General features: G+C 65.2%; 17 protein-coding genes and 1 pseudogene. 6 read left to right on the plus strand and 12 right to left on the minus strand.

Annotated features, from left to right (window positions below):
* Positions 1-18: 18 nt before the first annotated feature.
* The 4 genes from M8J71_RS01960 to M8J71_RS01975 form a co-directional block, all read right to left on the minus strand.
* The gene (locus M8J71_RS01960) at positions 19-744 is read right to left on the minus strand and encodes an SRPBCC domain-containing protein (RefSeq protein WP_256246355.1); all 726 of its coding nucleotides are present in this window, start codon (positions 742-744) and stop codon (positions 19-21) included.
* Positions 745-835: 91 nt separating this feature from the next.
* Complete coding sequence (locus M8J71_RS01965) at positions 836-1,843, minus strand: DUF6707 family protein (RefSeq protein WP_256246356.1); 1,008 nt, start codon at positions 1,841-1,843, stop codon at positions 836-838.
* Between the two features lie 87 nt (positions 1,844-1,930).
* Positions 1,931-2,470, minus strand: coding sequence for an NUDIX hydrolase family protein (locus tag M8J71_RS01970; RefSeq protein ID WP_104043177.1), 540 nt, complete (start codon positions 2,468-2,470; stop codon positions 1,931-1,933).
* A 9-nt stretch (positions 2,471-2,479) separates the two neighbouring features.
* On the minus strand, positions 2,480-3,217 hold the full coding sequence (locus M8J71_RS01975; protein WP_256246357.1) for a VOC family protein: 738 nt from the start codon (positions 3,215-3,217) through the stop codon (positions 2,480-2,482).
* Positions 3,218-3,322: 105 nt separating this feature from the next.
* Here M8J71_RS01975 and M8J71_RS01980 point away from each other — a divergent pair, with 105 nt between their 5' ends.
* Positions 3,323-3,928, plus strand: a complete 606-nt coding sequence (locus M8J71_RS01980) for a YdeI/OmpD-associated family protein (RefSeq protein ID WP_256246358.1) — start codon at positions 3,323-3,325, stop codon at positions 3,926-3,928.
* Here the strand turns inward: M8J71_RS01980 and M8J71_RS01985 are convergent, their stop codons facing one another.
* Positions 3,929-5,155: a glycoside hydrolase family 76 protein gene (locus M8J71_RS01985; RefSeq protein ID WP_256246359.1), complete on the minus strand. Its 1,227-nt coding sequence runs from the start codon at positions 5,153-5,155 to the stop codon at positions 3,929-3,931.
* A gap of 135 nt (positions 5,156-5,290) precedes the next feature.
* Between M8J71_RS01985 and M8J71_RS01990 the strand changes: the two genes are divergently transcribed.
* Positions 5,291-6,139 carry an SDR family NAD(P)-dependent oxidoreductase gene (locus M8J71_RS01990; protein ID WP_256246360.1) on the plus strand — a complete coding sequence of 283 codons (849 nt, stop codon included), beginning with the start codon at positions 5,291-5,293 and terminating at the stop codon, positions 6,137-6,139.
* Positions 6,136-7,359: an acyl-CoA dehydrogenase family protein gene (locus M8J71_RS01995; protein ID WP_256246361.1), complete on the plus strand. Its 1,224-nt coding sequence runs from the start codon at positions 6,136-6,138 to the stop codon at positions 7,357-7,359. The genes M8J71_RS01990 and M8J71_RS01995 overlap by 4 nt, the downstream gene beginning before the upstream one ends.
* Here the strand turns inward: M8J71_RS01995 and M8J71_RS02000 are convergent.
* Positions 7,356-8,207: a DUF1684 domain-containing protein gene (locus M8J71_RS02000; protein WP_256246362.1), complete on the minus strand. Its 852-nt coding sequence runs from the start codon at positions 8,205-8,207 to the stop codon at positions 7,356-7,358. The two genes, M8J71_RS01995 and M8J71_RS02000, sit on opposite strands and share 4 nt — an antisense overlap.
* A gap of 93 nt (positions 8,208-8,300) precedes the next feature.
* Between M8J71_RS02000 and M8J71_RS02005 the strand changes: the two genes are divergently transcribed.
* Positions 8,301-8,849 (plus strand): hypothetical protein, encoded by a 549-nt coding sequence (locus M8J71_RS02005; protein WP_256246363.1) that lies wholly within the window; start codon positions 8,301-8,303, stop codon positions 8,847-8,849.
* A gap of 112 nt (positions 8,850-8,961) precedes the next feature.
* On the plus strand, positions 8,962-11,793 hold the full coding sequence (ppc, locus tag M8J71_RS02010; RefSeq protein ID WP_256246364.1) for a phosphoenolpyruvate carboxylase: 2,832 nt from the start codon (positions 8,962-8,964) through the stop codon (positions 11,791-11,793).
* 138 nt (positions 11,794-11,931) lie between these two features.
* Here the strand turns inward: ppc and M8J71_RS02015 are convergent.
* From M8J71_RS02015 to M8J71_RS02035, 5 genes and pseudogenes are all read right to left on the minus strand, one after another.
* Positions 11,932-12,870, minus strand: a pseudogene (locus tag M8J71_RS02015) (IS3 family transposase); the annotation flags it as partial.
* 128 nt (positions 12,871-12,998) lie between these two features.
* A complete protein-coding gene (locus tag M8J71_RS02020) occupies positions 12,999-13,991 on the minus strand; it encodes a tyrosine-type recombinase/integrase (RefSeq protein ID WP_256246365.1) in 993 nt (330 codons plus the stop codon).
* Positions 13,988-14,926, minus strand: coding sequence for a tyrosine-type recombinase/integrase (locus tag M8J71_RS02025; protein WP_256246366.1), 939 nt, complete (start codon positions 14,924-14,926; stop codon positions 13,988-13,990). Before M8J71_RS02025 ends, M8J71_RS02020 begins: the two co-directional genes overlap by 4 nt.
* Entirely contained in the window at positions 14,923-16,155 is a 1,233-nt protein-coding gene (locus tag M8J71_RS02030; RefSeq protein WP_256246367.1) for a tyrosine-type recombinase/integrase, read from the minus strand. The genes M8J71_RS02025 and M8J71_RS02030 overlap by 4 nt, the downstream gene beginning before the upstream one ends.
* Positions 16,156-16,254: 99 nt before the next feature.
* Entirely contained in the window at positions 16,255-16,554 is a 300-nt protein-coding gene (locus M8J71_RS02035; RefSeq protein WP_256246368.1) for a transposase, read from the minus strand.
* A 218-nt stretch (positions 16,555-16,772) separates the two neighbouring features.
* Between M8J71_RS02035 and M8J71_RS02040 the strand changes: the two genes are divergently transcribed.
* Positions 16,773-17,078, plus strand: coding sequence for a hypothetical protein (locus tag M8J71_RS02040; protein ID WP_256246369.1), 306 nt, complete (start codon positions 16,773-16,775; stop codon positions 17,076-17,078).
* A gap of 4 nt (positions 17,079-17,082) precedes the next feature.
* Here the strand turns inward: M8J71_RS02040 and M8J71_RS02045 are convergent, their stop codons facing one another.
* Positions 17,083-17,703, minus strand: a complete 621-nt coding sequence (locus tag M8J71_RS02045) for a DedA family protein (RefSeq protein ID WP_256246370.1) — start codon at positions 17,701-17,703, stop codon at positions 17,083-17,085.
* Positions 17,704-17,751 lie beyond the last annotated feature (48 nt).

Here is a 17,751-nt window from a genome sequence, read left to right on the forward strand (position 1 = left end):
AGCAATCGCGCGGCTCCCTCAGCTCACCGGTTCGGATGTGGGGTAGTTCCCCGCCCGCCACGAGTCCCAGGAGGTGCGGATCGCATCGAGCCGGGCGGCACCCAGGCCATACGTTGAGGCGATCACCATGGACCCGCCGTCGGGCCGGACGTCCTCGATGGCGAGCTGATCAGCGACCACCAGCAGGCCGTCACCGTGGTCCGCGTAGCTGTGGACGGTCAGTCCCACCTGATGGTTGGTCCGGTACCAGACCTTCCCGGAGATTTCCTCACCGGTGGCCAGGGTCAGCTGGTAGTTGTCACCGCGAGCCGGGAGCTCGGACAGGCCGAGTTTTTCGATGGCGGAACCCGGTCCGCCCGGTACTTGCAGGAACAGGGTATGGCGCTGGCCGTGCGGGTGGCGTTCCAGGGCGAAGCGGAGCTGCTGCAGGAACATGAGCCAGCCCTGGGTGATGTCCTCGTCCCAGGCCGCCCACTCGGAGTTGTGGTCCACCGCAGCCCGCGTCACGCTCACCAGGGTTCCCTGCGGAACTGGCCTCAGCTCGAAGATATCCCCGCCGTGGACTGTCAGGCTGGTGTGGTCCGGGGATTCCTCCACGTCCGCGGAGAAGTAGATTTCCTTGATCTCGGCGTCCAGGTCCTCGGCTTGCCAGCCATGCCATTGGGCGACTTTGGACGGTTCGCGCAGCATTGTCCAAACCTGCGGCGCGTCGGCATTGATCACCACGCTCAGATTGTTAGTCATAGCCCCGAATGTACAACTCCGGCCGGGCGGCGGGTAGGGGCAATTGCTTCAGCCAGCCCCCGGCAGTGCCGGGGGCGCCAAGCGGCGAAGGTCAGGAGCGCACAGCCTCGAGTTCGTTGCTGATGCGGCGTTCCAGTTCGCCCAGCCCGATGGTTTCCGAACCGCCGTGGGCACGGAGGAACAGCAGGGATTCGAGCCGCAGCAGCCGCCATTCCCGCTCGGCATCGTGGTTGGAGTTGTCGATGGACCGAAAGATTTCCTTGTCATACAGGTTGGGCTCGTTCAGCGAGCGCTGCCGGACCTTTGCCGCCATCCTCGCCTTAAACGGATCGGTCTCCTGGTTTTCCGGGGTACGGATCAGCCGTTCGTACACCTCTGCCCGCTCTTTTTGGCCGTCCTGCCGGCAGATGTAGCTGGACAAAGCCAGGGACGCTTCCACCGAGGCCCAGCGGCCTGGGTTCCCGTCATAGGGCAGGACATTAAGCAGGTCCGCGACGGCCAGGGAGCCGTCGGCGTCCTTGAGGGTGATAAAGAGTTCGTGGGCGAGGTCGCTGAGGTCCTTGAGGCAGCTGCCGGACTTGAAGTTGACGCCCTTGGCCAGCCGGTCAGCGAGGAGCAGCACCCCCATCGCGTCCGGGTGGGCTTCCGCCGCGGCTTCCACCACCGACTCCGGCGTACCTTTCGCGGCAGGGATGAGGGCGAGTTCCTCCTCGCTGGGACCACTCGCTGCCGGCGGGACCGGCGGAACCGGGGGCAGGGGAGGTACGACGACGGCGGGAACCGCTGGTGCCGCGGCGGGAGTTTCGCCGGGCTGCTCCTGCCCGGCCGCCTCCGAAGGCCTCCCGGCCAGCGGAAGCTGCGTCACGGCGTCGGCCTCTTCGTCAGTTACCCTCACGGTGGTGCCAACGGCGATGCGCAATGTCCCGCCGCCGGCCAGGCTGGCAAGGACCACGGCGGGGGCGCCGAAATCGTCCGATTCCAGCTCCACCTGATGGATCTCCGCTGTCCGTTCACCGTCGGGCAGGAAGATGTGGTCGCCGGTGGTCAGGGTTCCAGCCTGCTGTTCACGATGGTGCCGGGCGGCTGGTGTTTCGGTCATGGGAGTCCTTAAGTTCTCTTGCGGTCCGCCCTACAGTCTACAAAGGAGGGTGCCGAAAGTCGGGGACGCCGGGTGCGGCCGAGGGTGTCAGAATCCCACGCCTGCGAAGGCCAGCGCCTGGCGGATCAGGCCGCCGCGCCCGCCGGTGAACTCCACCTGGACACCGGGACTGAGCACTTCCTCCGGGGTCATCCAGGTGAGTTCAAGGGCGTCCTGGCGGGGCTCGCATTCGCCGGTCACGGGGATCACGTAGGCCAGGGAGACGGCGTGTTGGCGCTCATCGGTGAAGCCGGTCTGGGATGGGGCGGGGAAGTACTCCGCCACGGTGAAGGGGACCGGGCTGATGGGCAGTTGCGGGAACGCCAGCGGGCCGAGGTCCTTCTCCATGTGCCGGAGAAGGGCCGCGCGGATGGTCTCCCGGTAGATGACGCGGCCGGAAACAAGGGACCGGACCATGGTGCCGTCCTCGTCAGCCTGGAGAAGGGTTCCGACCTCATTGACGAAGCCCAGCGGATCCAGCCGGACAGGCACTGCCTCGACGTAAACCATGGGCAGCCGCCCGCGCGCCTCAAAGAGGTCTTCTTCGGAAAGCCAGCCGGGATTCGGATCAGGAGTGCGCACGTTCATGGTTAAGTTCTACCCCATGGGACGCTGCTCGGAGATCCATACGGTGGCGGGCACGCGGGGCGCGGCGCGCCCGGCATCCGGGTTGGGCACGTGGAGGGTCCTGCCAAAGGCCTCCTCGGTAAGGCTGGGGTGGAACCCGGCGGCGGCAAGCCGTTCCCGCAACGGTTCCAGGCTGCCGTCGTACTCGAAGCCGAGCCCCGAGCGTGGAGTGCCTGACGCCGGACGCACCAGTAGTACGCCGCCGTTCTTGGCGGTGAAGTCTGCGGTCTCGTCGGCGTCCGGCACCGGGCGGGGGCGGGCGCCGATGTGCCGCAGCGTCTGCGCAGCGGCGGCGGGATCCTCCGTTAACCAGACCCCGACGACGGCGAGGGCCGGGTCAGCGCCGCCTGCCTGGTCGGCGCCGGGGGCAGCTTTGTCAGCCAGGAAACTGAAACCGTCCAGCGCGGTGATCCTGCAGGCTTCACCATGGTCTGCCGTGATGGTTTCCGCGGGGGTGGTTCCTTCAACCTGTGCGGAGAGGTTGGTGCGGCGCGCGAACTCAGCCACATCGCCCACCTCCACTGCCAGCACTGTGCTTCCGTCCTCTGCTGCTCCTTCCGGTACGCCATGGAGGGCAAGGCGGCCCGAGCCTGCGTCGAAGACGCGGGACCCGGTATCGCCCTCGGTCAGGACCAGGCCGAGGGCGGTCAGAAGCCGCTCCCAGGATTCGATCTTGGACGTGAAATGAAGCGGGCGGACGCGGAGCATGGCTTCCCCTTCGCATAGTTATCAGGACTTTGGTGCCATCCTGCCACGTGCCCCGCCTGGTGTCGCCGCACTTGTGCTGGCAAACGGCAGGAGCAGAATAGGGCCATGGCTGTTGAACTTGAGGAACTGCTGGTGCCCGACGCCTCCGCCTGGCGCAGCTGGCTGGAGGAAAACCACAAAACCAGCCCGGGCGTCTGGCTGGTCCTGCACAAGAAGGGCGGAAAGGTCACCCAGTTGGACTATGCCGCTGCCCTGGACGAGGCACTCTGCTTCGGCTGGATCGACGGCCAAGCCCGGCGCCGGGATGCGGAAAGTTCCTTTCAGCGCATGACGCCCCGCGGACCCAAAAGCCCCTGGTCGGCAAGGAACGTCACGTATGTTGCCCGGCTGGATGCCGACGGCCGGATGGCCGACGCCGGGTGGGCGGCCGTGAACGCGGCGAAGGAAGACGGCCGCTGGGATAAGGCCTACGAGGGACAGGCAAACGCCGAAGTTCCGGCAGACCTGGCAGCGGCGATAGCCGCAGTTCCCGCCGCGCAGGCCATGTTCGACGTCCTCACCAGGACCAACCGCTTCGCCCTGATCTACCGCACCAACTCCGTAAAACAGGCCGCCACCCGGGAACGGAAGATCGCCGGGTTTGTGGAGATGCTGGCCCGCGGGGAGGCGCCGTACCCCCAGAAAAAGCGCCCGCCGGAAGTGTCCCAGTAGTCAGTCGGCGATGGTGATCGAAGCGGCGGCCTCGAACGCCATCCAGGCCTGCAGCTGCGTGGAGAGTTCGACGACGGCGCCGGGCGGGTAGGTGGCGTCCGCGGGATCGGCGGCGTGCATCGAGAAAATGTACCGTCCGGGCCGCTCCGTACTGCCGGCTCCTTCGCTCGGGGCAGCAAGCCGCTTCCCCTCCCAGAACGCGTCGGCTGTGTCGAATACCAGCCGGGCAGCTGTAGCCCTGGTCCGCGCGGGAAGCCGGGCATCGACGGCGGCGAGGGCAAGGTAACGGCACAGGATCCCGGTGAAGAGACCGCCGTCGCCCGTTCCCTCGCAGCGCAGCACCATCCGGCGGGCACCGGCGGTGCCCGGGGCTGCCGGGGCAGGCTGCACCGGAACCGTCAGCAGCCGTGCAACCCCCTCCACCACGTCGGCCGCCCTGGCGAGATTCGCGTCTCCGCCCAGTTCAAGCTGCGCGCCCAGGACCGGGCCCTGGTTGTAGGTGTAGACCGCCCTGTCGATCACCACGTTCCCTTCCGGGTCCAGCCGGGCACCGTCCAGGTAAAGGCCCTGATCCGGATCAAAGAGGGTGGCGTCCAGCCAGTCCAGCAGCGTCTGAGCCTTTGCGCGGTGGCCGGTGCGGGCGTAGTAGAGGGCGATGGGCGCTGTGGCGGGGGTGTTCTTGAAGTCCCGTTTTTTGCTCCAGAAGGCACCCCCGCCCAGGTTGTTGGTGCAGGCCGCGTCGAACTGCAGGGTGAGGGATCTGCGGACGCCGGCGTTGCGGCGGCGGCCCGGCTTGCAGGTCTCCGCCGCCAGTCCGTCGAGCCGGAGGACGGCGAGGGCGAGCCAGGCCATGTCGTCGTAGTAGTTGTTCACGAACGTGAAAGCGTTGCGCAACCACACTCCGGTCACCAGCCGGGAAGCGAGGCTGCCGGCACTGGGCTTGCCGGCACCGTTAAATCTTGCTGCCGGCATGGCGCCGTTGCGCAGTTCCCGCCGGCCCGCATCCACCAGGCAATCGGCATAGTGGGCCTGCCACCAGTAATGCCAGGGATCGAGCAGTGTGCCTCTCAGGCCGTCCCGCCAGGCAGGGGCGGGCCACTTCACCGCGCCGAGGTGAGTGCCCGGCAGGAAGAACAGCTTCCTGCCGAACAGCGCCGTTACCGACCGCGCGGCCTCGTTGGCCCTGTCCGCCCAGTCAACGGGAGGGGAAGCATCCGCGGAAGTCATGGCTTCCACCCTAGCCGGGCACGGCGGCATGCCGGCGGAAGGCCGATAATGCGGACCCGCCGCAATTTCAGTTAACATGCACTAACTAATGCTTCGCGGTTTCCTGCTGAAGCAGTCACGCATCAAGGAGGATGTATGGACGTTCCAGGCAGCGTTGCGTTGGTTACCGGAGGCGCCTCGGGTTTGGGGGCCGCCACTGCCCGCAGGCTGTTCGACGACGGAGCAACAGTGGTGCTTGTTGACCTTCCGTCCTCGGCGGGCGCAGCCCTCGCGGAGGAGCTGAACGGCGCGCTCAATAGCGGGCGGCTCCACGGTGGAATCAACGGCCGGGCCGGAACTTCGGCGGGGAGCCAGGGAAAGTCCGCCGTCTTTGTGCCCGCGGACGTGACGAGCGAAGCCGAGGTGCAGGCCGCCGTCGCCACCGCCACCGCGCTCGGACCGTTGCGGATTGTGGTGAACTGCGCCGGCATCGCCACCCCGGGGAAGGTGCTGGGCCGGGAGGGTGTGCTTCCGCTGGAGGCGTTCAACCGGGTCATCCAGGTCAACCTGGTGGGGACCTTCAACGTGCTGCGCCTGGCGGCAGCGGCGATGGTGGCCACCGAGCCGGCCACCACAAAGCTGGGCGGCCCCGAACGCGGTGTCATTATCAACACCGCGTCCGTAGCTGCTTTTGAGGGACAGATCGGCCAGCCTGCCTACGCTGCTTCCAAGGGCGCGGTGGCGGCCATGACCCTGCCCCTCGCCCGGGAACTCGCGCGCTCGCTGGTGCGGGTGGTGGCCATCGCCCCGGGAATCTTTGAAACGCCCCTGATGGCGGGGTTGCCTCAGGAAGCGCAGGATTCCCTGGGGGCCCAGGTGCCGCACCCCTCACGGCTGGGCAAGCCCGTCGAATACGCCAACCTGGTGGCGCACATCGTGGACAACGCCATGCTCAACGGTGAAACCATCCGGCTTGACGGCGCCATCCGGATGGGGCCGAAATGACAAGCGCCGCCCGTGAAGCCGCTGCAACCATATCCGGACTGCCCTCGGCCGACTTTTTCGACGTCGAATCGCTGCTGAGCCAGGCCGAACGGGAGAAACTGGCCGAACTCCGGGAGTTCCTGGCAACGGAGATCGCCCCCTACGCGGGGGAGTGGTGGAACAAGGCTGAGTTTCCGGCGCACATCCTGCCCAAACTGGCGGCCCTGCAGCTCAGCACCCCGGCGCAGCGCGGTTACAGTCATCTGTTCGCCGGACTGGTGATCGCCGAGATGACGCGCGTGGACACCTCGATCGCCACGTTCTTCCTGGTCCACCACGATCTCTTTGTTGAGTCCCTTTACGCCTTCGGCACCGCGGACCAGAGGCAGCGGCTGCTCGAGGACGCCGCCAACCTGCGCATCACCGGGGCCTTCGCCCTGACCGAACCGGACCACGGCTCCGACGTCGCCGGAGGCATGGAGACCCGCGCCCGGAGGATCTCATCCACCACGGGAAAGCCCGACGGCGGCGGGGACACCTGGGCGCTGAACGGCGCCAAGCGGTGGATCGGCAACGGGACGTTCTGCGACTACATGCTGGTCTGGGCCCGGGACGAAGCGGACCGGTCCGTACGGGGCTTCATCGTGGACGCCACCCTGCCGGGGGTCAGCAGGTCCCGGATCGAAAACAAGATAGCCCTGCGAACAGTCCAGAACGCCGACATCGTTTTCGACAACGTCCAGGTGGCGGAGGCGGACCGCTTCGCTGCCATTAGTAGCTTCGAGGACACCAACGAGCTGCTGCGCGGCTCGCGCATTATGGTCGCCTGGCAAGCCGTGGGCCAGCAGCTGGCGGCGTTCGACGTCGCCCGGCAGTACGCCGTCGAACGCCACCAGTTCGGACGCCCGCTGGCGCAGTTCCAGCTGGTCCAGCAGCAGCTGGTGACCATGCTGGGCAACGCCGTGGCGAGCATGGCCATGATGGCCGGACTTGCCAGGTTGCAGGACGAGGGCGCCGCCGACATGCCGCACGTGGCCCTGGCCAAGTCCTACCTCAGCGCCCGGATGCGGGAGACGGTGGCGCTGGGCCGTTCGATCCTGGGTGGCAACGGCATTGTGACCGACTATCGGATGGCGAAGATTTTCTCGGACGCGGAAGCCATCTACACCTATGAGGGGTCGTTCGAAATCAACACCCTGATCGTGGGCCGTGCCGTCACGGGAGTCTCGGCCATCGTTTAGTCCTGGTTGGGTGAGCTGCCAAAATCACCGGGCGGATACGGCTGCATCTCGCCCGCCTCGACACGTATGTCCAGCGAGTTGTTCTTCACGGGCATGGGGCAGGTGCCGTAGGGGGTGAAGGCGCTGGGATAGTTGATGGCGCGGTTGAAATCCAGGACCACGGACCCGTCCGGGCGGGGCCGGGGCAGGGCGAGCTTGCGCCAGTCATCGGTGGTATCGCCGTTTGTTTCGTCGTGGAAGGTCACGGTCAGGGCGCCGAGCTTTTCCTCCTCCGCCTGCAGCCGGAACTCGTGCCTGCTGCCGGGAAGGCGAAACACAACGTCGCCCACCGTGCGGTGGATCCCATCCACCAGGGGGTTGGCCGTAGCGATGGGAACGTCCACGGGCTCGGCGTAGGGCTCGAACTTTCCGGTGACCTCCCAGCGGGGGTCATACGGGTAGGTGGGAACGCCGTCGAATTCAGTGAAAACGGGCGACCCGGCGTCCCGGGTGCGGATGGCGTACTTGCCTCCGCGCACGGCCAGCTCAACCACAACCTGCGCCCCGTCCGTGCCGCCGAATTGGACCCACATCAGCGACTCCTCGTCGGTGAGGGCGGCGGAAACCGTGCCATGGACGGGTTTGCCGGACTCCACCAGGGACAGCCCGTCGGCGGGCACTGCGGTGAGTGTCGCCGTCGTACCGTCCGTCGACCACCTCCCGGGCGCCAGTTCGACGGCGGCGGGGGAGTCCTCCAGCCACTGGAAGGAGGTGAGGGTCAGCCAGCCGTGGCGGGTGGCCAGGGCCTTGTTCCGGTTGTCGCGGAAGCGCTGCCAGCGCTCCACCTTGGCGGCTGGAATGGTGCTCATGGTTCCTTTCGGAGGTCTGCTTGCCCCGGCTACAACCGTGCACGGCAGGCGTTCATTCCGCGGCAGGCCTGTACGCACGGTTGAATAGGTGGCGTGGATATTCTGGCGGGCGTAAGTACTGAGTGGCTCAAGTGGTTGACCTGGATCGCTGCACTGGCTTCCGCGGCGGTGGTGCTGTTGTTGCGGCGGCCCCGGCGTCCGGATCTGGCCCTGTTCGCCGGCGTCCAGGTATTCATTGCCGGCAGCCTCGCAGCCGGCATCTACGTCCTGAACCATCTGGGCGAAGGCCGCTGGGGCGGTGATGAGGAAGCCAAAGTCGATCCGCCGTCGTTCTCGGAAACTCCCATGGTGGGGCAGTTCCTGGAACCGCTGGACGGGACGCTCAGCGGTGTGGCCGATGTCGTCAACGAGTTTGTGGACTTCCGTGCCGCCTTTCCGGTGGCGCTGGACTTTTTTGTTGCGGCCGGCTGGGCCCTTGCCGCCGCCGTTCCGGTGGGGCTGTGCGTCCTGATCGGCAACGCTTTGGAAAACAAACGCCGGAAGGCTGAATTTGCCTCCTCCCAAAAGGAGCTGGCACAGCTGCGGGCGGAGCTTGAGCGCGTGAAACACCATGTCGGTTACCCGGCGGACGACATTATCTGAGACGGATTCCCCCGAGCCGCCGGACTGCGGGTAGCATCTTTAGCTAGTTACGTGGCTCACAGTATCCAGCGCAGTGTACGAGCCAAGTCCGAACCCTCGAAAGATAGTTTCCATGGCTCACACTGCAGCAAATCCCGAAACCGACCTTGCCTCCGAACTCAGGGCAGACGTCCGGCGCGTCTCCACACTGCTGGGCGAATCGCTGGTCCGCCAGCACGGACCCGAGCTTTTGGACCTCGTGGAGCAGGTGCGCCTCCTCACCAAGGAATCCAAGGAAGCTGCCCGCGGCGGTGCGGATGCCACGGGGCCCTGGAGCGCGCACGACGTCGTTGCCCAGGTCCGCGAACTCCTCGGCTCCCTGCCCATCGAGCAGGCCACCGACCTGGTGCGTGCGTTCGCCTTCTACTTCCACCTCGCCAACGCCGCTGAACAGGTCCACCGCGTGCGGGGCCTGCGGACCCGGGAGGAAAAGGACGGCTGGCTCGCGAAAACCGTCAACGAAATCGCCGAACAGGCCGGCACCGGCGTGCTGCAGGAAGTCGTCAACGGGCTCGATGTCCGCCCCATTTTCACCGCGCACCCCACCGAGGCCTCGCGCCGTTCGGTGCTGGACAAGATCCGCAAGCTCTCCGACGTGCTGGCCCAGCCCACCGCCGAGGGCACTACGGCCCGCCGCCGCCAGGACCGCCAGCTGGCCGAGATTATCGACCAGATGTGGCAGACGGACGAACTCCGCCAGGTCCGGCCCACCCCGGTGGATGAAGCCCGCAACGCCATCTACTACCTGGGCGGCATCCTCACCGACGCCATGCCCGAAATGCTGACCGAGCTGGCCGAACTGTTGGGCGAATACGGTGTCAGCCTCGCGTCCCAGGACGCCCCCATCCGCTTCGGTTCCTGGATCGGCGGCGACCGCGACGGCAACCCCAACGTCACCGCGGCCGTAACCCGGGAAATCCTGCAGATCCAGAACCAGCACGCAGTCCGGATCAGCATCGGCATGATGGACGAACTGATCTCCATCCTCTCCAACTCCACGGCCCTCGCCGGCGCGGACAGGGAACTGCTCGATTCCATCGACGCAGACCTGAAGAAGCTGCCCGGACTGGACCGGCGCGTCCTGGAGCTCAACGCCCAGGAGCCCTACCGCCTGAAGCTCACCTGCATCAAGGCCAAGCTCATCAACACCGGCAAGCGGGTAGCTGCAAATTCCAACCACGAGCACGGGCGGGACTACAGCGGAACCGGCGAACTCCTCGCGGACCTCGAACTGCTGGAGCTCTCGCTCCGCAACCACTCGGCGTCGCTGGCTGCCGACGGCGCCCTTGCCCGGGTCCGCCGCGCCGTCGCCTCCTTCGGCCTGCACCTGGCCACCCTGGACATCCGCGAACACGCCGACCACCACCACGACGCCGTGGGCCAGCTCATGGACCGGATAGGCGGACCCGGGCTGCGGTATGCGGAACTGAGCCGCGGGGAACGCTTCGAAGTCCTCGGCTCCGAACTCGCGTCCCGCCGGCCGCTGTCCGGCCACCCGATCAAGCTCGACGGCGCCGCTGACGGCACGTACGACGTTTTCCGTGAAATCCGGCGCGCCCTGCGCGCCTACGGCCCGGACGTGATCGAGACGTACATCATCTCCATGACCCGCGGCGCCGACGACGTGCTCGCCGCCGCCGTCCTGGCCCGCGAAGCCGGTTTGGTGAACCTCTTCGGCGAGAAGCCGTACGCAAAGATCGGGTTCGCACCCCTGTTGGAAACGGTGGAGGAGCTCCGCGCCTCGGCGGAAATCGTGGACCAGCTGCTGTCCGATCCCTCCTACCGCGAGCTCGTGCGCCTGCGCGGGGACGTGCAGGAGGTCATGCTGGGCTACTCGGACTCCAACAAGGAATCCGGCGTGATGACCAGCCAGTGGGAAATCCACAAGACCCAGCGCAAGCTGCGGGACGTCGCCGCCAAGCACGGCGTGCGCGTACGCCTGTTCCATGGCCGCGGCGGGTCGGTCGGCCGCGGCGGCGGACCCACCTACGACGCCATCCTGGCCCAGCCCAACGGCGTCCTGGAAGGCGAAATCAAGTTCACCGAGCAGGGCGAGGTTATCTCGGACAAATACTCGCTGCCCGAGCTGGCCCGCGAAAACCTCGAACTGTCCCTCGCCGCTGTGCTCCAGGGTTCAGCCCTGCACCGGGATCCGCGCACCTCCGCAGACCAGCGCGAACGGTACGGGCACGTCATGGAAACCATTTCCGACGCCGCCTTCGAGCAGTACCGGAAACTGATCGATGACCCTGACCTGCCCGCCTACTTCCTGGCCTCCACGCCCGTGGAACAGCTGGGTTCCCTGAACATCGGTTCCCGCCCGTCCAAGCGCCCGGATTCCGGTGCCGGGCTCGGCGGCCTGCGCGCCATCCCATGGGTGTTCGGCTGGACGCAGTCCCGGCAGATCGTCCCCGGCTGGTTCGGCGTGGGCTCAGGGCTCAAGGTCGCCCGCGAGGCCGGGAACTCCGCGCAGCTGGTGGAGATGTGGGAGAACTGGCACTTCTTCCGGTCAGTGCTCTCCAACGTCGAGATGACCCTCGCCAAGACGGACCTGGACATCGCGGGGTACTACGTGTCCACCCTGGTGCCCAAGGAGCTGCACCACATCTTCCGGGCCATCCGCGAGGAATATGAGCTGACCGTGGCCGAGGTCCAGAACCTGACGGGCGAGAACCTGCTCCTGGACGCCCAGCCCACGCTCAAGCGCTCACTCGAGATCCGTGACCAGTACCTCGACCCCATCAGCTACCTGCAGGTGGAACTCCTCCGCCGTGTCCGCGCGGAAGCTGCCGAGGCCGCTGAGAAAGAAGACGGCATCACCGGAGCCGAGATTGACGAACGCCTGCAGCGGGCCATGCTGATCACCGTCAACGGCGTGGCGGCCGGCCTCCGCAACACCGGATAACCCTCCAACCCTCTCTCACTTGATGTGCCCTTTTCCCGGACGCTCTCTCACTAAATGGGGCCTTTTCCCGAACGCTCTCGCACCGTGAATTGAAAGTGCGCTCGTCAAGTTTTTGAGACAGTTTTTCGTTGTTGTTGGTTAAGCGGCCAGGGGTTCCGGGACGGTGGTTTGGTAGGCGGCGTGGGCGGTTAGTGGGGGTGTGCCGCCGGCTCTGCGGTTGGGTCGGCGGCGGTTGTACCAGCCTTCGATGTAATTCATCACGGCGGTCCTGGCAGCGAGCCGGGAACCGAATCGGTGGTGGTGATAGAACTCTGTTTTGAGGTGGGAGAAAAAGTTCTCCGCCACTGCGTTGTCCCAGCAGACGCCGACCTTGCCCATGGACTGGATGACACCGTTGGTGCCGCACCAGCTCTGGAATTCCTCGGAGGTGTACTGGGTGCTGCGGTCCGAGTGGAAGACCACAGAGTCATCGGCGAAACGGCCGTGGTTCCGTGCCGTCTGCAGGGCCGCGGTGCACAGGCTTGCGCGCATGTGTTCGGCCATGGCCCAGCCGATGACCATCCCGGAAAACAGGTCGATGACGGTGGCCAGGTAGAGCCAGCCCTCACCGGTGCGCAGGTAGGTGATGTCGCCGACCAGCCGCGTCCAGGGCACCGTGGAAGTGAAGTCGCGTTTGCCCTTCTCATTGAGCATGTGGTTCTCGATGTGTGCGGTCTTGGCCTGCGGGTCCTGGACCGTGGTCCGCTTCCAGGCCTGGGTGCGGATGGCCCGGAGGCCCTTTTCGCGCATGATGGCCCCGACGGTCGGGGCGGAGACTTTGGTCCCGGCCGCGTTCAGCAAAAGAGTCAGCTGATCACGGCCGGCACGGCCTTCTTCCTTCTCATACAGGCCGGTCACCGCACTGGCCAGGTCCTCATGCCGAACGGCACGTGGTGAGGGCCCGGCGGGGTTGCGCCACCGGTAGAACGAGGCCCGGGAAACTTTCAGCGCCCGGCACAGCCACACCACGGAATGGTTGGCCTTCTCCGCTTCGATGAACTCGTAGAAGTCCTCTACTTTTGCTTCGCGGCAAAGAAGGCGCTGACTTTTCCCATCTTATTCCGATATCGGAATAAGATGGGTTATCCCGATAGCCGGATTATGCCGATGTTTTCCTAACGATGCAGGTCAGGGGCTGGTTCGCCCGAAAAAGCTCGGCATAAGTCTTAGAGGTTTTCGAGGAAGTCCAGTAGGTTGTCTGACGGTTTGTAGCGGCCTGGGGTTGTTCTTAGAGGCGAAGTGCGGTCCATGGCGCGTTGTTTGATGCTCATGTCCGCGTGGAGGTAGGCGCGGGTCGATTCGGTGCTGGCGTGGCCAAGCCAGAGGGAGATGGTGGTGGCGTCGATGCCGGAGGCCAGCATTCGCATGGCTGTTGTGTGGCGCAGGATGTGCGGCGTGATGGTTTTGCGGTTCAGGGTAGGGCAGGCCACTGCTGCCGTGCGTCTGTGAAGGGCGAGGCGCTGACCGACGGCGTCGGTACTCATTGGTCGGTGGCTTCCCTGTGCGGTGAATACCGGATCTCCGGCTTTTTGGGCGGTGTTTTGTTGCCAGGTCCTTAAGGCTTTGGCGAGCTTCGGGGAGATGGGGGTGCTGCGGTCCTTGCGTCCCTTGCCCCGGCAGGAGACGTGGGCTGGCGCGTGTAATTGGGTGTCGGCCCAGGTCATGTTGGTCAACTCTGAGACTCGCAACCCGGTCTCCAGCAAGGTTTGGATCATCAGCAGGTCCCGGCGGCCGGTCCAGGTGTTGATGTTGGGAGCGCCCAACAGGGCCGTTGCTTCGGCGTCGCTGAGGTAGGTGATGTCCGGTTTTGTGGTGTTTTTCGGGGCGATCGCCAAAACGCGTGCAATCAGGTCTGCATGGTCGGGGTGGCGGTAGGCCGCGTAGTGGAAGAGCGCATGGATGCCGGCCAGCCGGGCGTTGCGGCTGGTGGCAGCGTTCCCGCGCGTCGCTTCCAGATGGGCCAGGAAATCCGTAATTGCCTGGGCATCAAGGTCCTCGAATCTTATGGCGGACGGGCTGAGGTGATGGTGGTCGGCGAGGAAAGTCAGCAGCAGCCGCCACGTGTCGCGGTAGGCGGTGATAGTGTGCGGGCTGGCGGCCTTCTGTCCGGCCAGGTGCGTGGTGAAGAATGCTTGCAGGGTGGGTGCCAACAGGCTCATGACAACAGTGCTCCGGTGCTCTGTGCGGAGCGGACTCGTTCGCTCGCGAGGGCAAGTAGTTCGGGGATGGCGGTGAGACACCAGTAGGTGCTCGCCGGGCTGACGTGGCCCAGGTAGGTTGCCAGGACCGCGATTCTGACATCAACGTCCACGCCGTCCCGGCAGGCCTGCAACAGAGCGTTAGTGGCGAAGGCATGGCGGAAATCGTGCAGTCTCGGGGCTTTCCCGCCAGCGTGGACGGCGAAACCGAGGTCATTCCGCAGGGACCGGAAGGCCTGCTCCAGACTGGTGGGGTGCGGTCTGCGCCGGACCATGTTCAGGAAGAAGGCGTCTCCGTCGATGCAGGTGCTCAAATCGCGGCTTGTCTTCAGGTACTGCCTCAAAGCTGTCTTCGTGCTGGGATGTATCGGTACCAGGCGCGGGTTGCCGCGTTTGCCGCGCACTGTGAGCAGGTCACCGGTCCAGTCAATGTCCGAGATGTTCAGGCCCAGGCATTCACTGATCCGCATGCCGGTTGTCGCCATGAGTCCGATCACCGTCTGCAGGGTCAGTCCGCGCAACGGTGGTTCCAACGTGAGGGCTGTCTCCATCAGCGCCCGGGTCTGGTCGGCGGAGTATATATAGGGTTGTTGGCGTATCACCCGGGTGGGAATGAGTCCGGCGGGGATGATGGATGCCAGGGCAGGTTCACGGGTATGAACGTAGGCGGCGAATCCCCGAACGCTACTCAACCTCGCGGCTTTCCATCGCGGATCTGAGGCAGCCGGCAAGCAAGCCCACTCCACAGCAACTTCAACGGAAATTGTGCGGTGGCCTGTGGCGTCGAGGTAGGCGAGGAAACTGCGAAGGAGCCAGTCATGACGAGCCAGTTTATGGCCCATGGTCCGGCGCAACTGCAGGTAGTCGTTTGCCTGGCCTTCCAGCATGTTCGTCATGATGAGTGCCCTACCGCACCCGGGTTTCCAGCTGCGACAGGCCAGGGCACGGCCATGAGGCGCAACGCTTCGAGGTTAACCTTGGCATAGTTCACGGTCGTTGACGCACTGGAGTGACGCAGCAGCTGGGCGGCCTCTTCCAAGGATCCGCCCTGATCAAGGATGGCGGTGGCCACGCTGTGACGCAGCCGATGCGCACCCACTCTGAATCCGATTCCTGCCCCTGCGGCGCGGGATGTCACCATCTGGCTGATGGCAACGCTGCGCAGCGGTCGGTGTGGTGCCGTTGCTTGAAGGAAAAGGTGCCGATCTGAGGACGTGGGGCGCTCGTTTTGGAGGTAGTTCACGATGGCCGCACCAGCGTCTACCGGTAGCGGCATGGCTTCGATTCGCCCACCTTTCCCTGTGACCCGAACAATGCCGACACGCCAATCAATATCGTCCAAGGTCAGGTCCTGGACTTCACGTGCCCGCAACCCCATCCGTGAGAGCACAAGGAGCAGGGCCTGATTGCGCAGCGGAACCAGCTTCCGCGCCGTGCCATTGGCGATGGCCTGGACTTGAATTTGTGTGAGGAACTTCGGCAGGCCCGCGTAAGGGGAATACGCCACCGCTGGAATGCCTTCCGCCAACGAGTGTGGGATAACACTGACCAGAAACAGCCACCGCAAGAATGCCCGCAATGCCGTCGCGGCCACCCGAATGGAACCGATCGTTTCCGTGCGTCCGCGCCACAACAGGAAATCCGTGACCTCAGCGATCGACAAGGACGCCCAGTCCGATCCTGAACGCTCGGCCCTCCAGCCCAGGAACGGCCGGACCTGATTCAGGTAGTTCACGATCGTCGTTGGGCGCAGTCCACGTTCACCCGTCAGATACTGTTCGAAATCGGCTAACAGCTTATCCCGCGGCGACACCATCGGTGGTGGATCCGCCACCCGATCGATACGGGCGCGCTCCAAGAAGTCAAAGAACGGCGTCAGGGAACGAGGAGTGCGGAAGTTCCGGTACCCCTGACGGCGCACGGCGAAGAACTCTTCCACGACACCAGGCGACAACGCCTGCACCGCAAGGCCCTGTTCAACCATCCACCGAGACAGGTGGGCGACCAGCTGCAGTTTCTGCGACGCAGAGTCCGGCGAGTAGCCCAAGCCACTCAGAAAAACATGAAAATCGGATGCGAACGGCGCCAATGGCCCGACGACGACTACCTTGAATGGATCACTCATGACCCGCGTCCTTCCAGAGAAAAATTGGAAGAACAGTATCCGCCTCAGGCCAAACTTATGCCGAACGATTTCGGGCGAACCGGCCCCTGACCTGCATCGTTAGGAAAACATCGGCATAATCCGGCTATCGGGATAACCCAGGAACTCGACCTCGGCCCTCAAACGCTCATTTTCGGCCAAGGCCTTCTGATGCTCGTCCCACGCAACCGGGCCCCGGTCTTCAGGAGCAACAGAAGCGTTTGGTCGACGTTCCCGATGCCGGTGAAGCCAGTTCCCCAGCGTGCTTTCCTTCACCCCAATCTCCTCGGCGACCTGCTTCACCGAACGATTCGTGGACAAAACCAGCCGCACAGCATCCTCGCGGAAAGCGGCATCGTATTTTCTTCTGGGCGTGGTCATCTGAAGCGAAGCTCCCATCAAGCTGTCTCAGAAAACCATACGACCGCAAAGCAGTTCACAGTGCGGGAGCGTTTGGGGATTTCCTGCATCGAGTGAGAGAGCGTTTGGGGATTTCCCGCATCGAGTGAGAGAGCGTTTGGGGATTTCCTGTATTAGGTGAGAGAGCGTTCGGGGATTTCCAGCATTAAGTGAGAGAGCGTCTGGGTAGGGTGGGAGGCATGCCATCGTTCCAAACCCGCCTGAAGATCACTGGCCTGCGCCCCGGCAATCCGCCTGAAGCCGTTATGGATGCAGCGGTGGAGGCGTTGGAAACCCGCCACCACGTGGAGTCGAACCAGTTGCAGATTGCCGGCGGAGTGCCACAACTGAACCTGCGATTCCTCGTTGAGGCCACGGAGTACAGCGGTGAGAACCAGCAGGCGCTGGAATCGGCAGCCATGATGCGCGACGCCGTCGAACGCGTTGCGCTGACCGGCTCGCTGATGGTGCTGCGCCGCAACAGGGGCCGCTGGGCGCCTGTCTAAGGAGCTACGCCAGGGGAGGGTCCGGCTCCTCCACCGGCGATCTGTTGCCCCTGCGCCGGGTCACAATGATGCCCACGACGACGCCGATCACCAGTCCCAGCGCCACGCCGATCAGCGAGCTGGCCCAGAAGGGCAGGCCCGTGGCGGAACCGGTGAAGTAGCCCAGGCCCACCAGCCAGCAGGCCCAGAGCAACGCCCCGAGCCCGGCGCACAGGCTGAAGCCCCGGACCGAAACGTTCGCGATCCCTGCAGCGGCGGACGTGGCAAGCCGGCCGCCCGGAATGAACCTGGCTCCGATGATGGTCCCGTATGTGGATGAACGGCCGGCCTTGGCGATGGCGTCGTGTATTCCGGAGTGCACGCGCCGGCCCCAACTCCAGCGGTCAAGGACGTGGCTCAGCCGCATCCTGAACAGCTGGAACACCACTACGTCGCCCAGCCAGGAGGCCACGGCGGACAGGGCCACCACCAGGAACACGTTGGCCCGGCCGTCAGCGGAAAGCGCTCCGCCGGTGATCACCACCATCTCGGACGGGACCGGCGGAAAGATGGCGTCGCCGAGCACGATGGGGATGATCCAGAAGTAGATCGCCGTCCCCCAGCTGTCAGCGCTGCCGAAGTCCATTGCCACAAAGGTACCCCACTTTGGCCCGGCCAGGCCGGGGAGTCAGGG

The organism is Pseudarthrobacter sp. R1, from assembly GCF_024494415.1.
Lineage (GTDB): Bacteria > Actinomycetota > Actinomycetes > Actinomycetales > Micrococcaceae > Arthrobacter.

Coding starts and splice junctions, on each gene's coding strand:
- M8J71_RS01960 (WP_256246355.1), bottom strand. CDS start 744: ATGACTAACAATCTGAGCGTGGTGATCAATGCCGACGCGCCGCAGGTT.
- M8J71_RS01965 (WP_256246356.1), bottom strand. CDS start 1,843: ATGACCGAAACACCAGCCGCCCGGCACCATCGTGAACAGCAGGCTGGA.
- M8J71_RS01970 (WP_104043177.1), bottom strand. CDS start 2,470: ATGAACGTGCGCACTCCTGATCCGAATCCCGGCTGGCTTTCCGAAGAA.
- M8J71_RS01975 (WP_256246357.1), bottom strand. CDS start 3,217: ATGCTCCGCGTCCGCCCGCTTCATTTCACGTCCAAGATCGAATCCTGG.
- M8J71_RS01980 (WP_256246358.1), top strand. CDS start 3,323: ATGGCTGTTGAACTTGAGGAACTGCTGGTGCCCGACGCCTCCGCCTGG.
- M8J71_RS01985 (WP_256246359.1), bottom strand. CDS start 5,155: ATGACTTCCGCGGATGCTTCCCCTCCCGTTGACTGGGCGGACAGGGCC.
- M8J71_RS01990 (WP_256246360.1), top strand. CDS start 5,291: ATGGACGTTCCAGGCAGCGTTGCGTTGGTTACCGGAGGCGCCTCGGGT.
- M8J71_RS01995 (WP_256246361.1), top strand. CDS start 6,136: ATGACAAGCGCCGCCCGTGAAGCCGCTGCAACCATATCCGGACTGCCC.
- M8J71_RS02000 (WP_256246362.1), bottom strand. CDS start 8,207: ATGAGCACCATTCCAGCCGCCAAGGTGGAGCGCTGGCAGCGCTTCCGC.
- ppc (WP_256246364.1), top strand. CDS start 8,962: ATGGCTCACACTGCAGCAAATCCCGAAACCGACCTTGCCTCCGAACTC.
- M8J71_RS02020 (WP_256246365.1), bottom strand. CDS start 13,991: ATGAGCCTGTTGGCACCCACCCTGCAAGCATTCTTCACCACGCACCTG.
- M8J71_RS02025 (WP_256246366.1), bottom strand. CDS start 14,926: ATGACGAACATGCTGGAAGGCCAGGCAAACGACTACCTGCAGTTGCGC.
- M8J71_RS02030 (WP_256246367.1), bottom strand. CDS start 16,155: ATGAGTGATCCATTCAAGGTAGTCGTCGTCGGGCCATTGGCGCCGTTC.
- M8J71_RS02035 (WP_256246368.1), bottom strand. CDS start 16,554: ATGACCACGCCCAGAAGAAAATACGATGCCGCTTTCCGCGAGGATGCT.
- M8J71_RS02040 (WP_256246369.1), top strand. CDS start 16,773: ATGCCATCGTTCCAAACCCGCCTGAAGATCACTGGCCTGCGCCCCGGC.
- M8J71_RS02045 (WP_256246370.1), bottom strand. CDS start 17,703: ATGGACTTCGGCAGCGCTGACAGCTGGGGGACGGCGATCTACTTCTGG.